Origin of the sequence: Pseudoalteromonas sp. SG43-8 (assembly GCF_014164245.1) — a bacterium.
In the GTDB taxonomy this organism is placed as follows: domain Bacteria; phylum Pseudomonadota; class Gammaproteobacteria; order Enterobacterales; family Alteromonadaceae; genus Pseudoalteromonas; species Pseudoalteromonas distincta.
In genome coordinates this window covers 18,289-36,572 of record NZ_JACJEX010000003.1, presented here as the reverse complement: position 1 = coordinate 36,572, position 18,284 = coordinate 18,289, and the positions used below count along the sequence as shown (strand labels likewise).

Annotated in this window: 23 protein-coding genes; 19 read left to right on the top strand and 4 right to left on the bottom strand. The window is 37.7% G+C overall.

Going from position 1 to position 18,284, the window contains the following annotated elements:
* Window positions 1–43 precede the first annotated feature (43 nt).
* Entirely contained in the window at window positions 44–1,084 is a 1,041-nt protein-coding gene (locus H5122_RS07775; protein WP_182671177.1) for a metal-dependent hydrolase, read from the bottom strand.
* A gap of 107 nt (window positions 1,085–1,191) precedes the next feature.
* Window positions 1,192–2,079 (bottom strand): LysR family transcriptional regulator, encoded by an 888-nt coding sequence (locus tag H5122_RS07770; RefSeq protein ID WP_182671178.1) that lies wholly within the window; start codon window positions 2,077–2,079, stop codon window positions 1,192–1,194.
* 116 nt (window positions 2,080–2,195) lie between these two features.
* Here H5122_RS07770 and H5122_RS07765 point away from each other — a divergent pair, with 116 nt between their 5' ends.
* The 7 genes from H5122_RS07765 to H5122_RS07735 all read left to right on the top strand — a co-directional run bounded on the left by H5122_RS07765 (window position 2,196) and on the right by H5122_RS07735 (window position 7,425).
* Complete coding sequence (locus H5122_RS07765) at window positions 2,196–3,368, top strand: MFS transporter (protein WP_039487557.1); 1,173 nt, start codon at window positions 2,196–2,198, stop codon at window positions 3,366–3,368.
* 157 nt (window positions 3,369–3,525) lie between these two features.
* Window positions 3,526–4,341, top strand: a complete 816-nt coding sequence (dkgB, locus tag H5122_RS07760; RefSeq protein WP_024605501.1) for a 2,5-didehydrogluconate reductase DkgB — start codon at window positions 3,526–3,528, stop codon at window positions 4,339–4,341.
* A 78-nt stretch (window positions 4,342–4,419) separates the two neighbouring features.
* Window positions 4,420–4,707, top strand: a complete 288-nt coding sequence (locus H5122_RS07755) for a putative quinol monooxygenase (protein WP_002958660.1) — start codon at window positions 4,420–4,422, stop codon at window positions 4,705–4,707.
* A 455-nt stretch (window positions 4,708–5,162) separates the two neighbouring features.
* Window positions 5,163–5,384 (top strand): hypothetical protein, encoded by a 222-nt coding sequence (locus tag H5122_RS07750; RefSeq protein ID WP_182681640.1) that lies wholly within the window; start codon window positions 5,163–5,165, stop codon window positions 5,382–5,384.
* Window positions 5,385–5,478: 94 nt separating this feature from the next.
* Window positions 5,479–5,823 carry a hypothetical protein gene (locus H5122_RS07745; RefSeq protein ID WP_182681641.1) on the top strand — a complete coding sequence of 115 codons (345 nt, stop codon included), beginning with the start codon at window positions 5,479–5,481 and terminating at the stop codon, window positions 5,821–5,823.
* Window positions 5,824–6,117: 294 nt separating this feature from the next.
* Window positions 6,118–6,522, top strand: coding sequence for a hypothetical protein (locus tag H5122_RS07740; RefSeq protein WP_002958658.1), 405 nt, complete (start codon window positions 6,118–6,120; stop codon window positions 6,520–6,522).
* 138 nt (window positions 6,523–6,660) lie between these two features.
* The gene (locus tag H5122_RS07735; RefSeq protein ID WP_182681642.1) at window positions 6,661–7,425 is read left to right on the top strand and encodes a 2-keto-4-pentenoate hydratase; all 765 of its coding nucleotides are present in this window, start codon (window positions 6,661–6,663) and stop codon (window positions 7,423–7,425) included.
* 77 nt (window positions 7,426–7,502) lie between these two features.
* Here H5122_RS07735 and H5122_RS07730 read toward each other — a convergent pair whose 3' ends face one another.
* Window positions 7,503–8,363 carry a delta-class carbonic anhydrase gene (locus H5122_RS07730; protein WP_182681643.1) on the bottom strand — a complete coding sequence of 287 codons (861 nt, stop codon included), beginning with the start codon at window positions 8,361–8,363 and terminating at the stop codon, window positions 7,503–7,505.
* A gap of 96 nt (window positions 8,364–8,459) precedes the next feature.
* Window positions 8,460–9,113: a DUF6058 family natural product biosynthesis protein gene (locus tag H5122_RS07725; RefSeq protein ID WP_182681644.1), complete on the bottom strand. Its 654-nt coding sequence runs from the start codon at window positions 9,111–9,113 to the stop codon at window positions 8,460–8,462.
* 170 nt (window positions 9,114–9,283) lie between these two features.
* Here H5122_RS07725 and dapA point away from each other — a divergent pair, with 170 nt between their 5' ends.
* The 12 genes from dapA to H5122_RS07665 all read left to right on the top strand — a co-directional run bounded on the left by dapA (window position 9,284) and on the right by H5122_RS07665 (window position 18,264).
* A complete protein-coding gene (gene dapA / locus H5122_RS07720; protein WP_182681645.1) occupies window positions 9,284–10,201 on the top strand; it encodes a 4-hydroxy-tetrahydrodipicolinate synthase in 918 nt (305 codons plus the stop codon).
* A 118-nt stretch (window positions 10,202–10,319) separates the two neighbouring features.
* Complete coding sequence (locus tag H5122_RS07715) at window positions 10,320–11,033, top strand: beta-ketoacyl synthase chain length factor (protein WP_045899132.1); 714 nt, start codon at window positions 10,320–10,322, stop codon at window positions 11,031–11,033.
* Entirely contained in the window at window positions 11,026–11,808 is a 783-nt protein-coding gene (locus tag H5122_RS07710; protein ID WP_182681662.1) for a 1-acyl-sn-glycerol-3-phosphate acyltransferase, read from the top strand. The genes H5122_RS07715 and H5122_RS07710 overlap by 8 nt, the downstream gene beginning before the upstream one ends.
* Window positions 11,805–12,062, top strand: a complete 258-nt coding sequence (locus H5122_RS07705) for a phosphopantetheine-binding protein (RefSeq protein ID WP_002958649.1) — start codon at window positions 11,805–11,807, stop codon at window positions 12,060–12,062. Before H5122_RS07710 ends, H5122_RS07705 begins: the two co-directional genes overlap by 4 nt.
* A 21-nt stretch (window positions 12,063–12,083) precedes the next feature.
* Window positions 12,084–12,329 carry an acyl carrier protein gene (locus H5122_RS07700; RefSeq protein ID WP_002958648.1) on the top strand — a complete coding sequence of 82 codons (246 nt, stop codon included), beginning with the start codon at window positions 12,084–12,086 and terminating at the stop codon, window positions 12,327–12,329.
* 4 nt (window positions 12,330–12,333) lie between these two features.
* On the top strand, window positions 12,334–12,900 hold the full coding sequence (locus H5122_RS07695; protein WP_002958647.1) for a hypothetical protein: 567 nt from the start codon (window positions 12,334–12,336) through the stop codon (window positions 12,898–12,900).
* On the top strand, window positions 12,893–14,257 hold the full coding sequence (locus H5122_RS07690; RefSeq protein WP_182671186.1) for an AMP-binding protein: 1,365 nt from the start codon (window positions 12,893–12,895) through the stop codon (window positions 14,255–14,257). The genes H5122_RS07695 and H5122_RS07690 overlap by 8 nt, the downstream gene beginning before the upstream one ends.
* Window positions 14,241–14,606 carry a thioester dehydrase gene (locus tag H5122_RS07685; protein ID WP_182671187.1) on the top strand — a complete coding sequence of 122 codons (366 nt, stop codon included), beginning with the start codon at window positions 14,241–14,243 and terminating at the stop codon, window positions 14,604–14,606. Before H5122_RS07690 ends, H5122_RS07685 begins: the two co-directional genes overlap by 17 nt.
* Window positions 14,599–15,348: a glycosyltransferase family 2 protein gene (locus H5122_RS07680; protein ID WP_182671188.1), complete on the top strand. Its 750-nt coding sequence runs from the start codon at window positions 14,599–14,601 to the stop codon at window positions 15,346–15,348. Before H5122_RS07685 ends, H5122_RS07680 begins: the two co-directional genes overlap by 8 nt.
* Entirely contained in the window at window positions 15,338–16,306 is a 969-nt protein-coding gene (locus H5122_RS07675; RefSeq protein ID WP_182681646.1) for an acyltransferase, read from the top strand. Before H5122_RS07680 ends, H5122_RS07675 begins: the two co-directional genes overlap by 11 nt.
* On the top strand, window positions 16,299–17,843 hold the full coding sequence (gene hutH, locus H5122_RS07670; RefSeq protein ID WP_182681647.1) for a histidine ammonia-lyase: 1,545 nt from the start codon (window positions 16,299–16,301) through the stop codon (window positions 17,841–17,843). Before H5122_RS07675 ends, hutH begins: the two co-directional genes overlap by 8 nt.
* Window positions 17,836–18,264 (top strand): thioesterase family protein, encoded by a 429-nt coding sequence (locus H5122_RS07665; protein WP_007580812.1) that lies wholly within the window; start codon window positions 17,836–17,838, stop codon window positions 18,262–18,264. Before hutH ends, H5122_RS07665 begins: the two co-directional genes overlap by 8 nt.
* Window positions 18,265–18,284: the final 20 nt, after the last annotated feature.

Sequence of the window (18,284 nt, the reverse complement as noted above, 5' to 3'; positions counted from 1 at the left end):
GAACTTCACTTCCTCATGCTAGTACGAATCTTATAATATGACGTTATTCGCTATTACAGTCATTTTTTGCAGAGGGTGATGCTAAAGACACATTTGGTTGCCAAATCCTGTCCCATATTTTATGAAGATTGCTTAAGTTTGGTCTTTGACTTATTTTTTCAAAGTTACCAATGCTCACCTCTGAATTATTTTTTTGACCCACTACAAAATTAAACACATAGTTGCACTCCATCCCCATACGTAAATCAGAAAGTACAATACTGCTTTGCTGTTGGCGCACCGAATAAAACCCTTTAGTAAACCACTGCAAGCGTTTTATAGCCCATTCATCGCTAATATTATTTAACAATGAAGGCGTTGTTTGATAAGGCGTTAATGTAACATCGCTGGGCGCGTCAAATACTGATGCATAACCTTCGTAGTATTGTCCGTCAGACATCACAACAATACGCCACAGCAAAGTGGTTAGCGGGGCAGGCGTACTAATATACGCATTTACTGGTATTTGCCTGTTGTTGAGTGCAGTTTTTACCTTCTCATCAATATTTACTTTTAAAATTAAAGCGCAAAATAAATATAAGCTACTTAAAACTAAGGCCGCTGCATTTATACGATAAGCCGTTGCTGCTTGTATTTTGGGTATTAGCGTACATATTACGCCAATTAATAAAGGAAGCGTGTAAGCGGGGTCAATAATAAACACACTAGAAACCGCAAAGGGGTACTCAGTAAAAGGCCAAAGTAATTGTGTACCGTATACCGTTAGGCTGTCTAATATGGCATGTGTAGATAAACTTAAAAATACTAGCCAAAACCAGCGCACTTTATAAGTTTTCATTCCGGTGTGTATTTTTAATATTAGCCATACAATGAGCGGGCTAATTAATAAATGTATTAATAACGAATGACTAAAGCTACGGTGATAAGTAAATGCTTCTACAGAGCCACCATAAGGCAAAAATACATCTAAATCAGGGAGTGTGCCTAAAATTGCTCCCCATAAAACGGCTTTTCGACCTATTTTATTGCCTAATACCGCATAACCTACAGCACTACCTAATGCTACCTGCGTTAAAGAATCCATTTTGATTAATACCTTTAATTACGACTTTTATTATTTATACTTTTTGATTATTCAAAAGCGTCAAAAAATAATGTGAAATATTTGATAAGCACATCAATGCCCAAAATTTATAAACTAAGCCTGGGTTTTATAAAATCTAAAAATGCTGTAATGCGAGACGATACCGCACTATTTTTATAATACACGGCTTGTACAACCTCTCGGTTATTAGGTGAGCTAACTGCACTGGGTAACACTTCAACTAATTTACCTGTTTTTAGGTCATTGCCAATCATAAAGTGAGAAAGTAGCGCAACGCCTTGGTTTGCAATACATAGTTGGCGCACTGTTTCGCCGCTGCTTGCGCTAAGCGAAAACGTAAATAAAGCGGGCTTTACTAACGGCCAAGTGTTTAATTTAGGGGAGTCACTAAAACCAATTATCTTGTGATTTTGTAAGTCATCTATTTGCGTAATTGCTGTGTTGTTTTTTATATATTCTGGGCTGGCTACAATACGTAACTGACTGCTGCCGAGTTTACGAGCATGTAAATTTGAGTCTTTTAAATCACCAATGCGTATGGCTAAATCGGTTTTATGTTCAAGTAAATCAATAATGCTGTCGTGCGAGGTTATATCAAGCGTTATGTGAGGGTATTGCTTGGCAAATTCGCCAATTAAAGGCGTAAGTTGGTGCAATACAAAAGGGCTTGCAGCATCTATTCGCAACTTGCCACTTGGCGCTTGTTTTAAAAGCTTTATGGCTTCTTCACCGGTATAAAGCGTATTTAATCCTTCGCGCGCATATTTTATAAAAGTATGGCCCTCTTCGGTAAGTTCTAATCGGCGTGTTGTTCTGTTTAGTAAAGTGCATTGCAATGTATTTTCAAGGCGTGATACAGCTCGCGACACTTTAGCCACCTGTTGATCGAGCAAATTAGCCGCCCCCGAAAAGCTTCCGCAATCTACTACCGTTATAAACGTTTCTAAATCTTCAGTTTTTGAATGAACAGCCATAAGTATACCAACACCATCTTTGCATTATTAACAAAAGTATTTTGTCACTAATGCTATTTTTTGCAAACGATATTTTAGCCAAACTACATTCTTCAAATATTAATGAGGATATAACTATGCCATTGGCTTTGTGGGCGCTTACCTTAAGCGCATTTGCAATAGGAACAACTGAGTTTGTAATAGTGGGATTAGTACCCACCATTGCAAACGACTTAGGCGTAAGCCTACCTTCAGCAGGTTTGCTTGTAAGTTTATATGCGGTTGGCGTTGCCATTGGTGCGCCGGTGCTAACAGCTTTAACGGGTCGTTGGAATCGTAAAGTGGTACTAATAAGCTTAATGGGCTTATTTGTTTTAGGTAACTTACTTGCATGGCAAGCGCCAAGTTACGAAACATTAATACTTGCGCGCATTTTAACGGGGCTTGCCCATGGTGTGTTTTTTTCAATCGGATCGATGATTGCCACAAGTCTAGTAAGCAAAGACAAAGAAGCGAGTGCAATAGCCATTATGTTTACCGGGCTTACTGTAGCACTCGTAACTGGTGTGCCACTAGGTACATGGATTGGACAACACTTTGGTTGGCGTGCAACGTTTTTAGTTGTGTCGGTATTAGGTTTAATTGCATTAATCGGCAGCTCTATTTTAGTACCAAAAAACTTAAAACAATCAATACCAGCGACGTTTAAAGAGCAACTACAAGTAATCGTAAAACCGCGTTTATTACTCGTATATTTAATGACGATATTGGGCTATGGCGGCACGTTTACAGCGTTTACTTATTTAGCACCTATTTTAGAGCAACAAACAGGTTTTGCGCCTTCGGCTATTGCCTTAATAATGCTTGTTTACGGTGTATCGGTAGCGGTAGGTAATATTTGGGGTGGAAAGTTGGCCGACAAACGCGGCCCAATTAGTGCACTGAGCATTATATTTAGCGCTTTGAGTATTATTTTACTGATATTTACCTTTACGATGGAATCAAAAATTGCTGCTGTACTTACTATTTTAGTATGGGGCGCATTTGCTTTTGGTAATGTGCCAGGCTTGCAACTTTATGTAGTAAAGCAAGCACAAAAGCACACGCCCAATGCGGTAGATGTTGCATCAGGTTTAAACATAGCCGCATTTAATATTGGTATTGCACTTGGCTCAATTATTGGCGGTAGTGTAGTAGAGAACATGACACTGCAAGATACAGCATGGATAGGCGCCGTTATCTCTGTTTTAGCACTCGGTGTTACACGCTACAGCGGTATGCTTGATAAACGTGAAATTCAGCAAGCATAAAGTATCTTCTGTTAACCTTGAAACTAAAATTAATGACCTCATACCTGTTATGAGGTCATAGATTTTTAAGTGACAGTCGTAATAAGAAGTAAAAGGTGTATTTCGTAAAACTTTTAAAAGTTTGTATTTTTAACCGATTATTTTATAAGGATAAACCATGACAAAACGTGTAATAGAAATGCCAGAACTCGGTATGGGAACATTCCGCTTAGAGGGCGACACTGCCTATAACTCAGTAAAAATGGCACTCGAAGTTGGGTTTCGCCATATTGATACCGCACAAATTTATGGCAACGAAGAGCAAGTAGGTCAAGCCATAAAAGATAGTAATATTCCGCGCAGTGAAATATTCTTAACCACCAAAGTGTGGAATAACAAATTAAATAAAAGCGACTTTATCCCAAGCGTTAAAAAGTCACTTGAAAAGCTACAAGTTGATTCTGTCGACTTACTGCTAATTCATTGGCCATCGCCTGCTAACGACGAGCCAATGAGTGAATACCTCACTGAATTACTAAAAGCGAAGCAGCTTGGTTTAACTAAGCACATTGGTGTATCAAACTTCACCATTGCAAACTTAAATGAAGCAATGCAAACACTTGACTCGCGTGAAATATTTACCAATCAGGTTGAGGTTCACCCATATTTAACTAATACTAAATTGCGTGCATTTTGTGCTCAGCACGATATACATGTAACTGCGTACATGCCATTTGTAGTAGGTAAAGTACTTAAAGATCAAACCATTATCGACATTGCTAAAAAGCACGATGCAAGTCCAGCACAAGTTGTTTTAGCATGGGTTAACGCAAGCGGCATGACGACAATTCCATCATCAACTAAGCGTAAAAACTTAGAAGATAACTTTAACGACCACGTTAAATTAGATGATGAAGACATAGCCCGCATTGATGGTCTTGATTGCGGCGACCGCCAAGCAACACCAGACTTTGCGCCGCAGTGGGATCAGTAAACTTACCTCAAACGCAAAGTTAAACTAAATATTTTAAGGTGTAGATTATCTACACCTTAACTTTTAAAAGGAATACACATGTTAACGGTTATAGCGGCCCTGTCGTGCAAAAATATTGATGCAGATGTAATGCTTACAGCACTTGAAAACTTACAAAAGTCATCGCGCCAAGAAGTAGGGTGCTTACGTTATGAACTATCGGTAAAAAGTGATGATGAACATACCGATTACGTTGTTAGCGAACAGTGGGCGTCTGATGAGCACTTTGAAGCGCATAAAAACGAGCCACACTTTAAAGCGTTTGGTACGCAAGTTACTGGGCTTTTAACCAATAGTAGTATTGATGTATATAAATCAATTGGTTAAATTCTTGTTATAGTGCCTATTATGGTACGTTTTAAAATACTTAGCTAAATTACATATCATAAAGTAAATACTCAAATAGGTGCTGTTAACTTACATCACCTTTTATTCTTACACTCCAACCTGCCTAAATACCCAACTTCGCCAATATCAATGAAACCTATTAGGACTCTTTTTTGTTAATTCGCATTCGTAGTGCTTCGAAATCAAAAGAGGTTCATAACTTTATTAAAGTCGTTTTGGTATCACAACCCACTCTTATAAATAGCCTATTTAATTTGTTGTTTACATTAAAGTTCTCTGGTGTAAATTATAGAAATATAACATGGCATTTTAGTCAGCCGTAAATAGTTCGAGTGGTACTGAACAAGAGACTCAAAATAGCAAACTATTTATATATTTTTTGTGTGTTATATTTTTAGAGCTGAGTTAATTAAACTAATAATGGAGACATGGGTATGGAAATTAATAAATCTAATCAATCAATTCTTATTTTTGTAATCCCTTTATTAGCTGCGTATTTCGGATCAAAAGTCATATTTCACTTATTTGCTTTTGAGTATCTTGTGTTTACAGATACTTTTGACATTCTAAAGCTACTCATTGATATTAGTGTATTTGGAGTGTTGTTCTATATTAGTTCGCTGGGCGTTGGTTATGCCATCAGAGCTAAAACATAAGTTTTAAATCATTAGCTGGTAAATTGCTAGCTAAAAAATCACAGCCAATAAAGCCTTAACAGCTTTAAACTGTATAATTTATATGGAAATAATAATGAAAAAATTAATCGCAATAATAGCGTTGTTAGGCTTTGCCTCATTTGCACAAGCTAATGATAGTTTTGTAGTGAATGCTAAATTTTATGATAATAAAAACTTAATTGGTTCACCTATTTTAGTAGTAAATTCAAACGAAGAGGCATCAGTTTCAGTTGATAATTCGTATAGTTTTGCTCTTACAGTAACGCCAATTGATGATTCTACTGTTAGTTTAGTAACTTACCTAAAACTAGGTGGAAAACATATGGCTCCCTCTTTAGTTGTTGAACTAGGCAAAGAAGCAAGTATTAATATTGATGGTAAAGAGCTGTCAGTTTTAGTAAGCAAATCAAGCAGCTAATAAGTTAAAAACTAGGAATATAATTAATGAGAAACTCAAGAAATGAAATAGTAAAATATGGAGTCTCTTTTGGTACGGCCCTAGCAATTGCTATTTCATGGAGTGCTAATGAGTCTGTGTTATGGGCAATTTTGCACGGTTTTTTGTCTTGGTTTTATGTTATTTGGCATGTAATTACGCGATAAGTATTTTCGCGTGTGCGCTGATTGATTATGTAGATTGCGGTCAATGTTAATACTCGAGCAATTACCATCTAAAACAATTAAGTCAAAAATATAAAAGGAATAATTAATAATGAAAGGTGCGGGTGGAAGCTCTGGTGGTATTGGGCATTTTTTTATTGGTTTAATTATGATGTGCGGTGGCTTTTATATGCTGCTAAATGCAATTTCGGTGACCTCTAATTTTGGACTAAGTTCTCGCATTTATAGTGTTAATGCTTTAGGTGGCTTTGGCGTTACAGGCGGCATGGTTATGATCCCGTTTATTTTTGGTGTAGGCCTGATTTTTTACAATTCTAAAAATATTTTAGGTTGGGTGCTATCTCTAGGTTCGTTAACCGCACTCATATTTGGCGTTATATCGAGTGTTCGATTTAGTATGCGAACTATGACGTCGTTTGATTTGATTGTTATTATAATTTTAGCGTTTGGCGGCTTAGGGCTGTTTTTACGTTCGCTTAAATCTATTGATACTTAAATAATTACCACGCTTTGCTTTAAATACAATTTTAATTATAGGCATTCAACATGACGTTCTAATGCCTAAGCTGATACATTAATAATGTAATCCTTCCTATTTACTGTTTAACCAGTAACGTATTTTAAAGAGATTTATGTGAACAACTCAATACAGCTAAAACTAATTGCTACTCATCTATTAGCACAAAGAGAAGAAAACCCAGCGCGTTCAAACTTTCCTAAAGAGTTAGTACTAGACTCGACTGACGATGCGATAGAAGTACAAAAGTTGATGATTTATTTAAATGATCAAACCGTATATGGCTGGAAGTGTATGCTGCCTTTAGATGATGGCTCAATTTTATTAGCGCCTCTTTTACATGCACCGATAAAACAAGCTGAAAATTGCCCACTGTATACAACAAACAATAAAGCGCTTATTGAACCAGAAATTGCATTTATTTTGCAAAGCGATTTACCAAGTAATAAAACCTATACAAATAAAGACGTAGATACTGCATTTGCCAGCGCCCATTTAGCACTTGAGCTTATTCAAAAAAGGTTTGATGAAGACACTCCAAGCACTCACATTGAAAAGCTGGCCGATGGCCTATCTAATCAAGGCGTGTATTTAGGCCCGCAAATAGATAAAGCCAAAGCGTATAACGCAAGTACTGTAAATATCAACGTTAAGCAAACTGAGCTGGAGTTAAACTTGGTAGGTGTGCACCCTGCAGAACTTGCGCAGCTTCCACTTTATTGGGCGGTTAATTACTTATCAGCAAAGGGAATTAACTTAAAAGCAGGGCAAGTGTTTATAACTGGTTCTTACTGTGGCGTGGTTGAGCTTAATACTAATGAGCAAACATGTATTACATATGAAGATTTAAATAAATTTAATGTGACATTTTTATCCCATTAAGCGAAGTACTCATTTTAACGGTCATAATAAAAACAACCCACTAATTAGTGGGTTGTTTTTATTTGGCTAAATTTTAATTATTTAATTTTAGAGAGTAGTGCGGGATTTATTACGAGGTTTCGTACGCCGTGGGCATGATCTTCATTAAAGACGTTACTTTCACACCATTTACCAACACTGTTTATATCAACCTTTGCCACTTTTGGTTTAACTGACCATGTTACTTGAAAAGGAGAACCTGCTGCGTTGTAACTCGGGCCAGTAGTTGAACCGCTATAAACAACAGGTTTACCCGTATTTGTCGGTGTAGCAATAGCTTGATAGTAACCACTAACAGATGACACGGCGCTTATTTGAGCAAAATCAAGTGCGTTAGCATCGTTTACTAATACATATACTTGAGCTTCAACACGTAGTTGCGGATTTTTAATCGAATCACTTAAACAACTCCCCAAGGTAGAGCCTGGTTTTACAATTGCTGACGTATGAACGTTATGAACCTCAATGGTATCGCCAACTAAAAGCGCGCCGTGATCGCTCGGACAAATTTCAATTTTTGCTGGTTTACTTTCACTTTTAGTTAAAGAGCCTGAATATAAGTAGCCACTTTTAAAGCCTTTTCCATTACCATTTCCTGCATATTTGCTAAATTCGCCACCGGCGTGTTCAGCATTTTTATGAAAGTGTATATTACATAAATTCATATTTGATGAAGTTGGGGCATGAGAGAAAACTGCCGTGTTTTCGCCTTTATAATTATCAATATTGCGTGGAGATTGTGGCCCAAAACCTTTATTAGCGGTGTTTTTAGCAAGCGCTGCACGCTGTATTTTTATTATGTCGTCATTTACTATTTCGTGGTTAGCTTTAGCTAGTGTATTAAAAGACAGGATAGTGACTACAGCAGAAATTACACTTATTTGTGTTTTGATTGTCATTGAGTCAGTGCCTTTAAATTATATTTTGCGTAACAATTAAGTTAACAGCTCTTGTTGTTCGTCAAATAATCCTAAAATAATTAAACTAATGCAAAACTATTTAATAGATAAATCGTATTTTAAAATAAGTGCATCTATATAGCGGGTGCGTAATGTATGTTGTTTTTCATGATCGGCGCCATGCCCTAGCGCTTTGTTTAAAAGCTTTATGGCGGGGTGTAATAGCGCTCTTTCTTCTTGGTTTAAACTCGCTTTACTGCGCAGTTCTGTAATGTCGTCAACTAGTAGCCTGCCAATGTCTACCGAGACTATTTCGTCTATTAATCCATTTTGAGTAAGTACGCCATATTTACTGCATAAAAACTGTTGCCAAACTTGCTGTAAGTGCTCGTCTATTTCACAGCCAAATAGCTCTTCGCTAAACGTAAATCCTTGCTGAGCGAGTTTAGTTAGGCTTACAGTATATTGCCGCGCAAAATAATTAAAAGCATGGCTTGATGATTCTATTTTTTGTTTTAAAAGACCTTGCCCCCAATTAACACAGCCGCGCGGATAATAGTCGTCATATTCTTCGCATTCATACAAACCCGAATATGAGCTGCAGCTAAGTTGACTTTTAATACAGTAACTTGGTTTGGGGAACACACTTCGCTCTTGCCAAGCTAAAAGTGTATCTGCATCTATGTTTAATGCTTGGCACAGTTCATCGGTGTTATAAAAATGAGTTGCTAAGTAGTCAGATAAACGCATAAAGCCTCTGGTATCGTTAAAATAAAACACTGTTTATATATACAGTTATTCATTTTGTATTACCAAACTCAATAACACAAGCGATTTTATAATTAAATGTGCGCTTATACCTCCAAAAATACCGGCAAGTATGTTACAAATAGCGCAAGTTTTATAAATAATGAATTTTTATGCGCACCCTAGACCAAATTAAACAAGCAAGCCTTATTACAGCTATTAAAACGCCATATTTAGCAAACGGTGAAATTGATCTCGCAAAGTACGATGAACTCGTTGAAATACAAATTGCAGCGGGCGTTGATGGCATCGTAGTCGGTGGCACAACAGGCGAAGGCCAGTTAATGAACTGGGAAGAGCATTTAATGCTTATAGCGCACAGTGCAAACAAATATGGTGACAAACTGGTTATTGTTGGTAATACCGGTAGTAACAACACCCGTGAAGCGATTAAAGCAACTAAATATGGCTTTGCCAGCGGTATGGATGCAGCACTGCAAATTAACCCATATTACGGACGTACGTCAATCGCGGGTGTTAAAGAGCACTTTAAACGAGTACTTGATATTGGACCTGCCTTTATTTACAACGTAGCAGGTCGCACAGGTCAAGACCTAACACCTGATATTATTGAACCATTAGCACAGCATTCGAACCTAATTGGTATTAAAGAATGTGGCGGCAATGAGCGCATTGCACACTATGAGCAGCAAGGCATTGCGTGTTGGTCTGGTAACGACGATGAAGCACACGACGCTCGTCATGTACACAAAGCTCACGGTGTTATTTCGGTTACTTCTAACCTTATTCCTGGGTTGTTTCGCCAATTAATGGATACTAAAAATGATGAGTTAAATACGTCATTACAACCATTAATGAACTGGTTGTTCTGTGAGCCAAACCCTATTGCTATTAACACTGCGATGATGATGACAGGTGCAGTAAATCCAGTATTTAGATTACCGTATTTACCGCTTAGTGATGAACAACAAGCTCAAGGCGAAGTTTTAATTAATGAGTTAAATAACAACGATGTTGTTGGCGGTAAAGCTAAGTGCATAAAGCAGGATGATATAGCTCTACTTTCTTAGCAATATGAGCAAGCGCTGAACAGGGGGGTGGTTCAGTGCTTTTTATTAATGATTATTTACTTCTATTGCTAAAATCGGTAAAATTCTCTCCCTTATATCTTATAAAATATGCAGAGCTGTGGAATTTGTTGTTGAAGAACTCGCTATATGGATAAAGCCCGAACAGCGACAAATAAAAGAGAGTAATTGGTTTGATTCCTCCGTATTAAATCTTAGTTGGGTGCCTGCTATGCAGCGACGCCGAATGACTTCTTTTATTAAAATGGCACTCTTCAGTGCTCATCAAGTAAGCACACAAGGTAATTATGTTAACTTACCGAGTGTCTTTTCTTCTCGCCACGGCGATTTTCACAAAACGGCTAACTTACTTGTTGATGTAGTAAATGATCAGCCATTGTCGCCCACTGGTTTTGGGTTAAGTGTGCATAATGCCGCATCGGGGCTTTTCGGGATAATACAGGGTAATACAAGTGCTACAAATGCTATTGCTGCAGGAGCCGAAAGCTTTATTTATGCCCTCGTAGATGGCTTTGTAAGACTTGCTGATAACGATCAGCCACACATGTTAATAGTTCATACCGATGAGACTCTCCCTGATATTTACGCTCAGTATGCCGATGAACAGCAAATAGCACACTCTATTGGTTTAATAATAAGAGCGCCGCAAAAAGGCGAACCCCATTTTAGTTTAAATAAAGTATTTAATATGGGCATGGAAAAAAGCGACTTACCAATGAGTATTCAATGCGCTAAAGCTTTGTATGAGCGAAGCAATACATTACTTGTTCATAACACGCTTGAGCACGATTGGCAGCTTACGTACCATGCTTAAAAATGCACAAAGGCTATGTGGATTGATTTGGCGGATTATTGCGACTGCATTTTGCTTTTCAGTTTTTGGAATTGGTGGTTTAGTATTAGCCTTTATTGTTTTTCCTGCTCAGCGCCTATTTCAAAGTGACTCAGTTAAACAAAAGCTTAAGGCTCGAAAAACAGTACATTATAGCTTCAAATGGTTTGTTAGTTTAATGCATGTAACGGGCGTTATTCGATTTCATGTCAACGATAAAGCAAAAATTGCAGGCTTAAAAGGGCAATTGATATTAGCAAACCATCCTTCTTTAATTGATGTTGTTGTTTTAATTTCGGTAGTAAAAAATGCAGATTGCGTAGTAAAAGCACATTTATTTAAAAACCCTTTTATGCGTGGCGTTATTAAAAGCACCGGCTACATAAGTAATGAGGACCCACAGGAGCTATTACGAGAATGCGAGCGCAGTTTGCAAAAGGGTAATAACTTAATTGTATTTCCAGAAGGGACACGGACAGAGCCTAACAAAGCATTAAAGTTTAAACGAGGCGCTGCAAATATTGCAATTAGGTGTCATGCGCCCATTACTACTTTTTTAATTAAAATGAAGCCAAACACCTTAACCAAAGGCACACCTTGGTATAAGGTCGCGCCATATCAGGCGCATTTTACAATGGGGCTTGCGAGCCAGCAGTTTAATTGTGCAACGTACCACAGCGATATGCCTGCGATGCAATCACGCCAATTGACTAAAGATTTACAACATTATTTTACACAAGAGCTAAAAAATATATGAGCGAATTAAAAGAACAAATAAAACAACTGATTATCTCAAGCCTTGACCTTGAAGACATGACCACTGCTGACATTCAAGATGATGACGCTTTATTTGTAGATGGCCTAGGGCTAGATAGCATAGATGCATTAGAACTTGGCCTTGCGATAAAGAAGCAATTTGATGTGAAAATTGATGCAAACTCTGAGCAAACTAAAGCGCACTTTGCCTCAGTTAATTCTTTAGCAAAATTTATTGAACAAGCACGTTCTTAATATATAAAAGTAGGAAGAAAGATGAAAACCGCTGCTGAAATTTATGATGTATTACACGGCATTTTAGAAAACGAATTTGAAATAGACCCAGAAGATATTAGCTTAGAGGCTAACCTGTACCAAGATCTTGATTTAGACAGTATTGATGCAGTTGACTTAGTTGTAAAATTAAGAGAAATCACAGGTAAAAAAATTGAGCCTGATGCCTTTAAGCTTGTGCGCACAGTGCAAGACATAGTCACCGAAATAGAAAAGTTAGTTAACTAATACTATGTTAAAAGCAGTTTTAACAACGTTAATTATGATTTGCTTGGCTTGCTACCCTATTATTGTGTACGTAGGCCTTACGCGTTTTAATAGTCAGATTATTACAGTATTACTGCTATTTTTACTCGGGCTTAGACTTTGGTTAAGCAGAACCTTGTTTGATAAAATGCCGTGGTTAAAGCCCGCTACATTTTTAGCAGCCATTACTATTTTGATTTCCAAGGTAATGGATAGCGACTTAGGGCTGCGTTTGTATCCCGTAATCATTAATTTAGTTATGTTAGTTGTGTTTGCGTATTCTTTGTATAAAGGGCCTTCTATTATTGAAACCTTTGCGCGAATTACTGAGCCCTCACTTGATGAAAACGGTGTAATTTATACAAAAAAAGTAACGCTAGTGTGGTGTGTGTTTTTTGTATTAAACGGTGGTATTGCCCTGTACACCAGTATTTTCAGTAGCCTAGAAACTTGGGCTTTTTATAATGGTTTTATTGCTTACTTAGGCATGGGCGCATTGTTTGCGATAGAGTGGCTAGTCAGACAAAAAGTAAAAAGGAATGCCGGTGTTTAATGCTTTTCAGAGCAATGCGTTAAGAGCATGTTTTAATCATAACGACAATAATATTTTAGAGTATCAGTTTGTTAGTGATATAAACCAAGTTTTAGCAAAGCTATCAACGTTAAATACTAAATCATCGGTTGTTTTATACACCACAGACACCTATGAATTTGCCGTTTACCTATTTGCTTTAGCATTACACGGTAACGCAGTGATTTTGCCGTCGAATGGGCAACCTGCAACGTTAAACTCCTTACTTAAACAAACGCCTTTTTTTATTGGTGAATCTGAATTAGTAGCCGATTTAGAGGCTGATTTTTTAGATGTAGGTACGTTAGACAATCAACCTCATTTCGTATCTCTTGAAATAATTAAATGGCCTGAAGAAGGTACAATTGTTTTTTACACGTCGGGCTCGTCGGGTAAAGCAAAGCCAATTGTAAAAACGTGGCAGGTAATAAATAAAGAATTAAATACATTAATAAACAGCTACGCACTGGTTGATAATCCTATTTTTATAGCGAGCGTTTCGCATCAGCATATATACGGCTTATTGTTTAGATTATTGTGGCCATTACGCGCAGAAAAGGTTGTAAATACTGAGCTACTGCATTACCCAGAACATGTAGCTACAAAGCTTAAGTTATTTAAAAAAGTAGTGTTTGTTTCAAGCCCTGCGCAGTTAAAACGGTTATGTATTGATAATGTTTTAGTGGATAATAAGTCTAATTTACAATGGATTTTTTCATCAGGTGGACCGCTACTGAACGAAGATGCTGTATCATTGTTTACGCAATTGAATAAACCAGTCACACAAGTTTTTGGTAGTACCGAAACAGGTGGTATTGCATATCGACAAGTTACTTCACTTGAAAAGGTTAGCCTTTGGCAGCCATTCTTGGGTATTAAAGTAAGGGCCTTGGACGATCAGCGTTTAATTTTAAACTCACCGCTCGTTCCTGACAAAAATTACCCTCTAGATGATAGAGGCGAAGTGCTTAAAAATGGTCAATTTAGATTATTAGGTCGATTCGATCGAATTATAAAATTAGAAGAAAAGCGATTAAGTTTAGACGAGCTAGAACAGCATTTGTGTACTAGTGAGTGGGTAAGTGAAGCTAAAGTAATTGCCTTGCCTGGTGAGCGATTAATAGTAGGCGCTATTATTGTGCTTACGCATAAAGGGCAGATATTTTTTAATGGTGACGGTAAGTTAGCTACAAATAATTTATTAAAAGCGCATGCATTAGCGCGCTTTGAGCGAATTTGTATCCCTAAAAAGTGGCGTTTTGTAGAACAATTACCATACAACTCACAAGCAAAGTTAAATTTAAAAGCATTGGAGAGTCTTTTTGCAAAAGTTGACTAAAACACAGCCTGATTTACTGTCTTGTGAACAAGTAGAGCAAAAGTGTAAATTAAGCTTACTAGTTCCTCATGATTTAGATTATTTCAAAGGACACTTTACGGGTGGTCCAATACTCGCAGGTGTTGTGCAGTTAGACTGGGCTGTGGCTGCAATTTGTAAATATTATAATGTTCAGCAATCTGTTAAAAATGTTGAAGTATTAAAGTTTCAGGTAGTGATTACCCCAGGTATAACAGTTGAATTATTGCTTGAGCAAAAGGCAGAGAATAAATATACCTTTTCGTATAATTCAAACAAAGGACAGCATGCATCTGGCCGTGTTGTTTTTGATAGCCTAATAAATGAATAACTTTTGTATTGTTATCCCAAATTATAATCACATTACGGTAATTGATGATGTACTGAGCCAATTATCGTCATTTAATCTTCCTATTATTATGGTTGATGACGCAAGCAACGCCGAAGCTAAAAGTGTGTTCAGTAAGCTTGATGCAAAATACACGCAGTTGAGTGTAGTTACCCACGACGATAATCAAGGTAAAGGCGGCGCGGTACAGACAGGCTTAAAGCAAGCATATAAGCTAGGTTTTTCGCATGCGATACAGGTTGATGCTGATGGTCAGCATGACTTATCTGATATTAAAAAACTAATAGCGCTTTCAAACGCTCAGCCTAAAGCGCTTATAAGCTGTTGCCCAATATATGACGATTCAGTGCCTAAACACCGTTATTTAGCACGTTATTTAACGCATGTTTGGGTATGGATTGAAACGTTAAGTTTTACAATTGTAGATTCGATGTGTGGCTTTAGAGTGTATCCGCTTGAGCAAAGTACAAAGCTAATTGATGAGGTATCGCTTGGAAAACGCATGGATTTTGACCCCGAAATTTTAGTGCGTTTATATTGGCGCAATGTGCCTTTTGTATTTTTACCTAGCCAAGTAATTTACCCAGAAAATGGGCTTTCTCATTTTCAGCCTTTACACGATAACGTGCGTATTTCGTGGTTACACACCCGCTTGTTTTTTGGAATGTTGATTCGCTCTCCTGTGTTAATTTGGCATAAATTAAAGAGGCGTTATGGCCGCTAAACACTGGTCTAAAATGCAAGAGCGCGGTAATTTCTTAGGTATTCAAATACTGTTATTTGCTCATAAATTACTGGGTAGAAAAGGGCTGTGGATTGTTTTGTTTCCTGTGGTTTTTTATCTTTTTTTAACAGGAAAAGTAGCGCGTGTAGCATCTAAAGCGTTTTTAGCGCAGGTTAATGTTTACCAAGGCTGCAAACAACCTGTTACGTTTAAAATGCAATTAACGCACTTTTGCAGTTTTGCAGATAGCGCACTAGATAAAATTGATGCTTGGCTTGGGCGAATAACCCAACGTGATATTAAATACACGAATGAGCATTTATTTGCTGAGCTAGATGAGCAAAACCAAGGGGCTATTTTTATAGGTTCCCACTTGGGTAATTTAGAGGTGTGCAGGGCACTTAGCCAGCACCGCAGCAGTAAAAAAATAAATGTACTGGTGTTTACCCATCACGCTGTTGAATTTAATAAAATGCTTAAAAAGATTAACCCAGATGTGTCGGTCAATTTAATACAAGTGACTGATATGGGGCCTGACTTAGCTATTTTACTAAAAGAAAAAGTAGAGCAGGGAGAAATAATCGTTATTGTTGGTGACAGAACAAGCACAACAACGGCTTCTCGGTCGGTACAGGTACCTTTTTTAGGCAAAAAAGCCCCATTTTCACAGGGACCTTTTATATTAGCCGCGCTGCTTGATTGCCCTGTTTACTTTTTGTTTTGTTTAAAAGATAAAAAAAGCAAAAAGTATCAAGTGATATTTGAACATTACAGCCAATCATTAAAAATGCCTCGACGAGAGCGACAGCAGGCGCTAACACTTATTATTACTGACTATGCACATCGTTTGAGTTATTACGCAGCTTTATATCCTTATCAGTGGTTTAATTTTTACGATTTTTGGAAAAGTGATCAGCAGGTAGTGCGCGATCAATCAATGGAGAACAAGTGTGACTGAACAAAATATACAGCTTTTTGGCAATCAGCGATTATCAATTGAAGATATTGTTCGAGTTGCCTTTAATGAAACACAAGTGCAATTAAATAGCTGTGAAACTTTTAGCGTTAAAATTAATAGCGCTTTGCATTTTTTAGACACACTTTTAAAAGAAGATGGCGTAATTTACGGCGTTACTACTGGTTACGGTGATTCTGTAACGGTGGCTGTACCCCTTGATTTAGTTGATGAATTACCTCTGCATTTAACTCGCTTTCACGGCTGTGGACTCGGGGATGTATTTAATAAAGTGCAAGGGCGTGCAATTTTAGCGACCCGCTTAACATCACTTTCACAGGGCTACTCTGGTATTAGCTGGGAAATGCTGCATCTACTTAAAGATTACTTAAATAACGATATAGTGCCTGTGATCCCTCAAGAAGGGTCAGTAGGTGCCAGTGGCGATTTAACACCGTTATCTTACGTTGCAGGTGCGATGGTAGGCGAACGTGATGTGTTTTACAAAGACCAAGTACGTAACAGTGCAGAAGTTATGAAAGAAGTTGGCTTAGAGCCACTCACTCTAAGGCCAAAAGAAGGTCTTGCCGTTATGAATGGCACAGCGGTAATGACTGCATTAGCGTGTTTGGCGTTTGATAGGGCTAATTACTTAGCTAAACTGGCGAGCCGTATTACTGCATTATCAAGTTTAGCGCTTAAAGGAAATAGCCATCATTTTGATGAGATATTATTTTCAGTTAAGCCACATCCTGGGCAGCAACAAATTGCACGTTGGATAAGAGAAGATTTAAACCATCACGATCACCCTCGTAATGCCGACAGACTTCAAGATAGGTATTCAATCCGTTGTGCACCCCATGTTATTGGTGTGCTGCAAGACAGTCTGCCGTTTTTTAGGCATATGATAGAAAATGAGCTTAACTCAGCAAACGATAACCCGATTATTGACGGTCAAGGTGAGCATGTATTACACGGTGGGCATTTTTACGGAGGCCACATTGCAATGGCAATGGATAGCATGAAAACAGCCGTTGCAAACCTTGCTGATTTAGCAGACAGACAAATCGCTTCTTTGGTTGATACTAAGTACAACAATGGCCTACCTTCAAACTTGTCTGATAGTGCACCAGAGCGCCGTTATATTAATCATGGTTTTAAAGCGGTTCAAATTGGCTGTAGTGCTTACACAGCAGAGGCATTAAAACTAACCATGCCGGCCAGCGTTTTTTCTCGCTCTACGGAGTGTCATAATCAAGATAAAGTGAGTATGGGAACTATTGCGTCTCGCGATTGTTTACGTATTTTACAGCTAACAGAACAAGTGTTAGCAAGTACATTATTGGCAAGTATTCAAGGTGTTAGATTGCGTATAAAACAAGGCGATCTTGAGTTTTCGACTTTAACGCAAGATATGCAAAGCATGTATACCGATATAACTGATTACTTTGAAAACCTCACTGAGGATAGACCAATGGAAGCCGTGCTAAGGCAAACAATAGGGTATATTCAAACTAAACGTTGGGCGTTGTATGAATAGTAAAGGTGCATTATTAACGCATGTGGTAGAAATTGAAATTCCATTTCATGACTGCGACCCAATGAATGTTGTATGGCATGGTAATTACCCACGTTATTTAGAAGTAGCGCGCTGCGAGTTACTGCGGTTATTTGATTATGATTACCCGCAAATGCATGAATCGGGCTACGCGTGGCCAATCGTTGATATGCAAATAAAGTATGTTGCCTCAGCAGTATTTACTCAAAAAATTAAAGTAGCGGCTTATTTAAAAGAATACGAGAATAGACTACGGATTGACTACGTAATCACTGACTCGCTAACTAATAAGCGCCTTACTAAAGCCTCAACCACGCAAGTTGCGGTTGAGGTTAGCTCCAAAGAAATGCAATTTGAATCACCCGCTATTTTATTTAATAAGTTAAAAGCGGTTTTGAATTAAATTTTTATTTTATAGGCGAT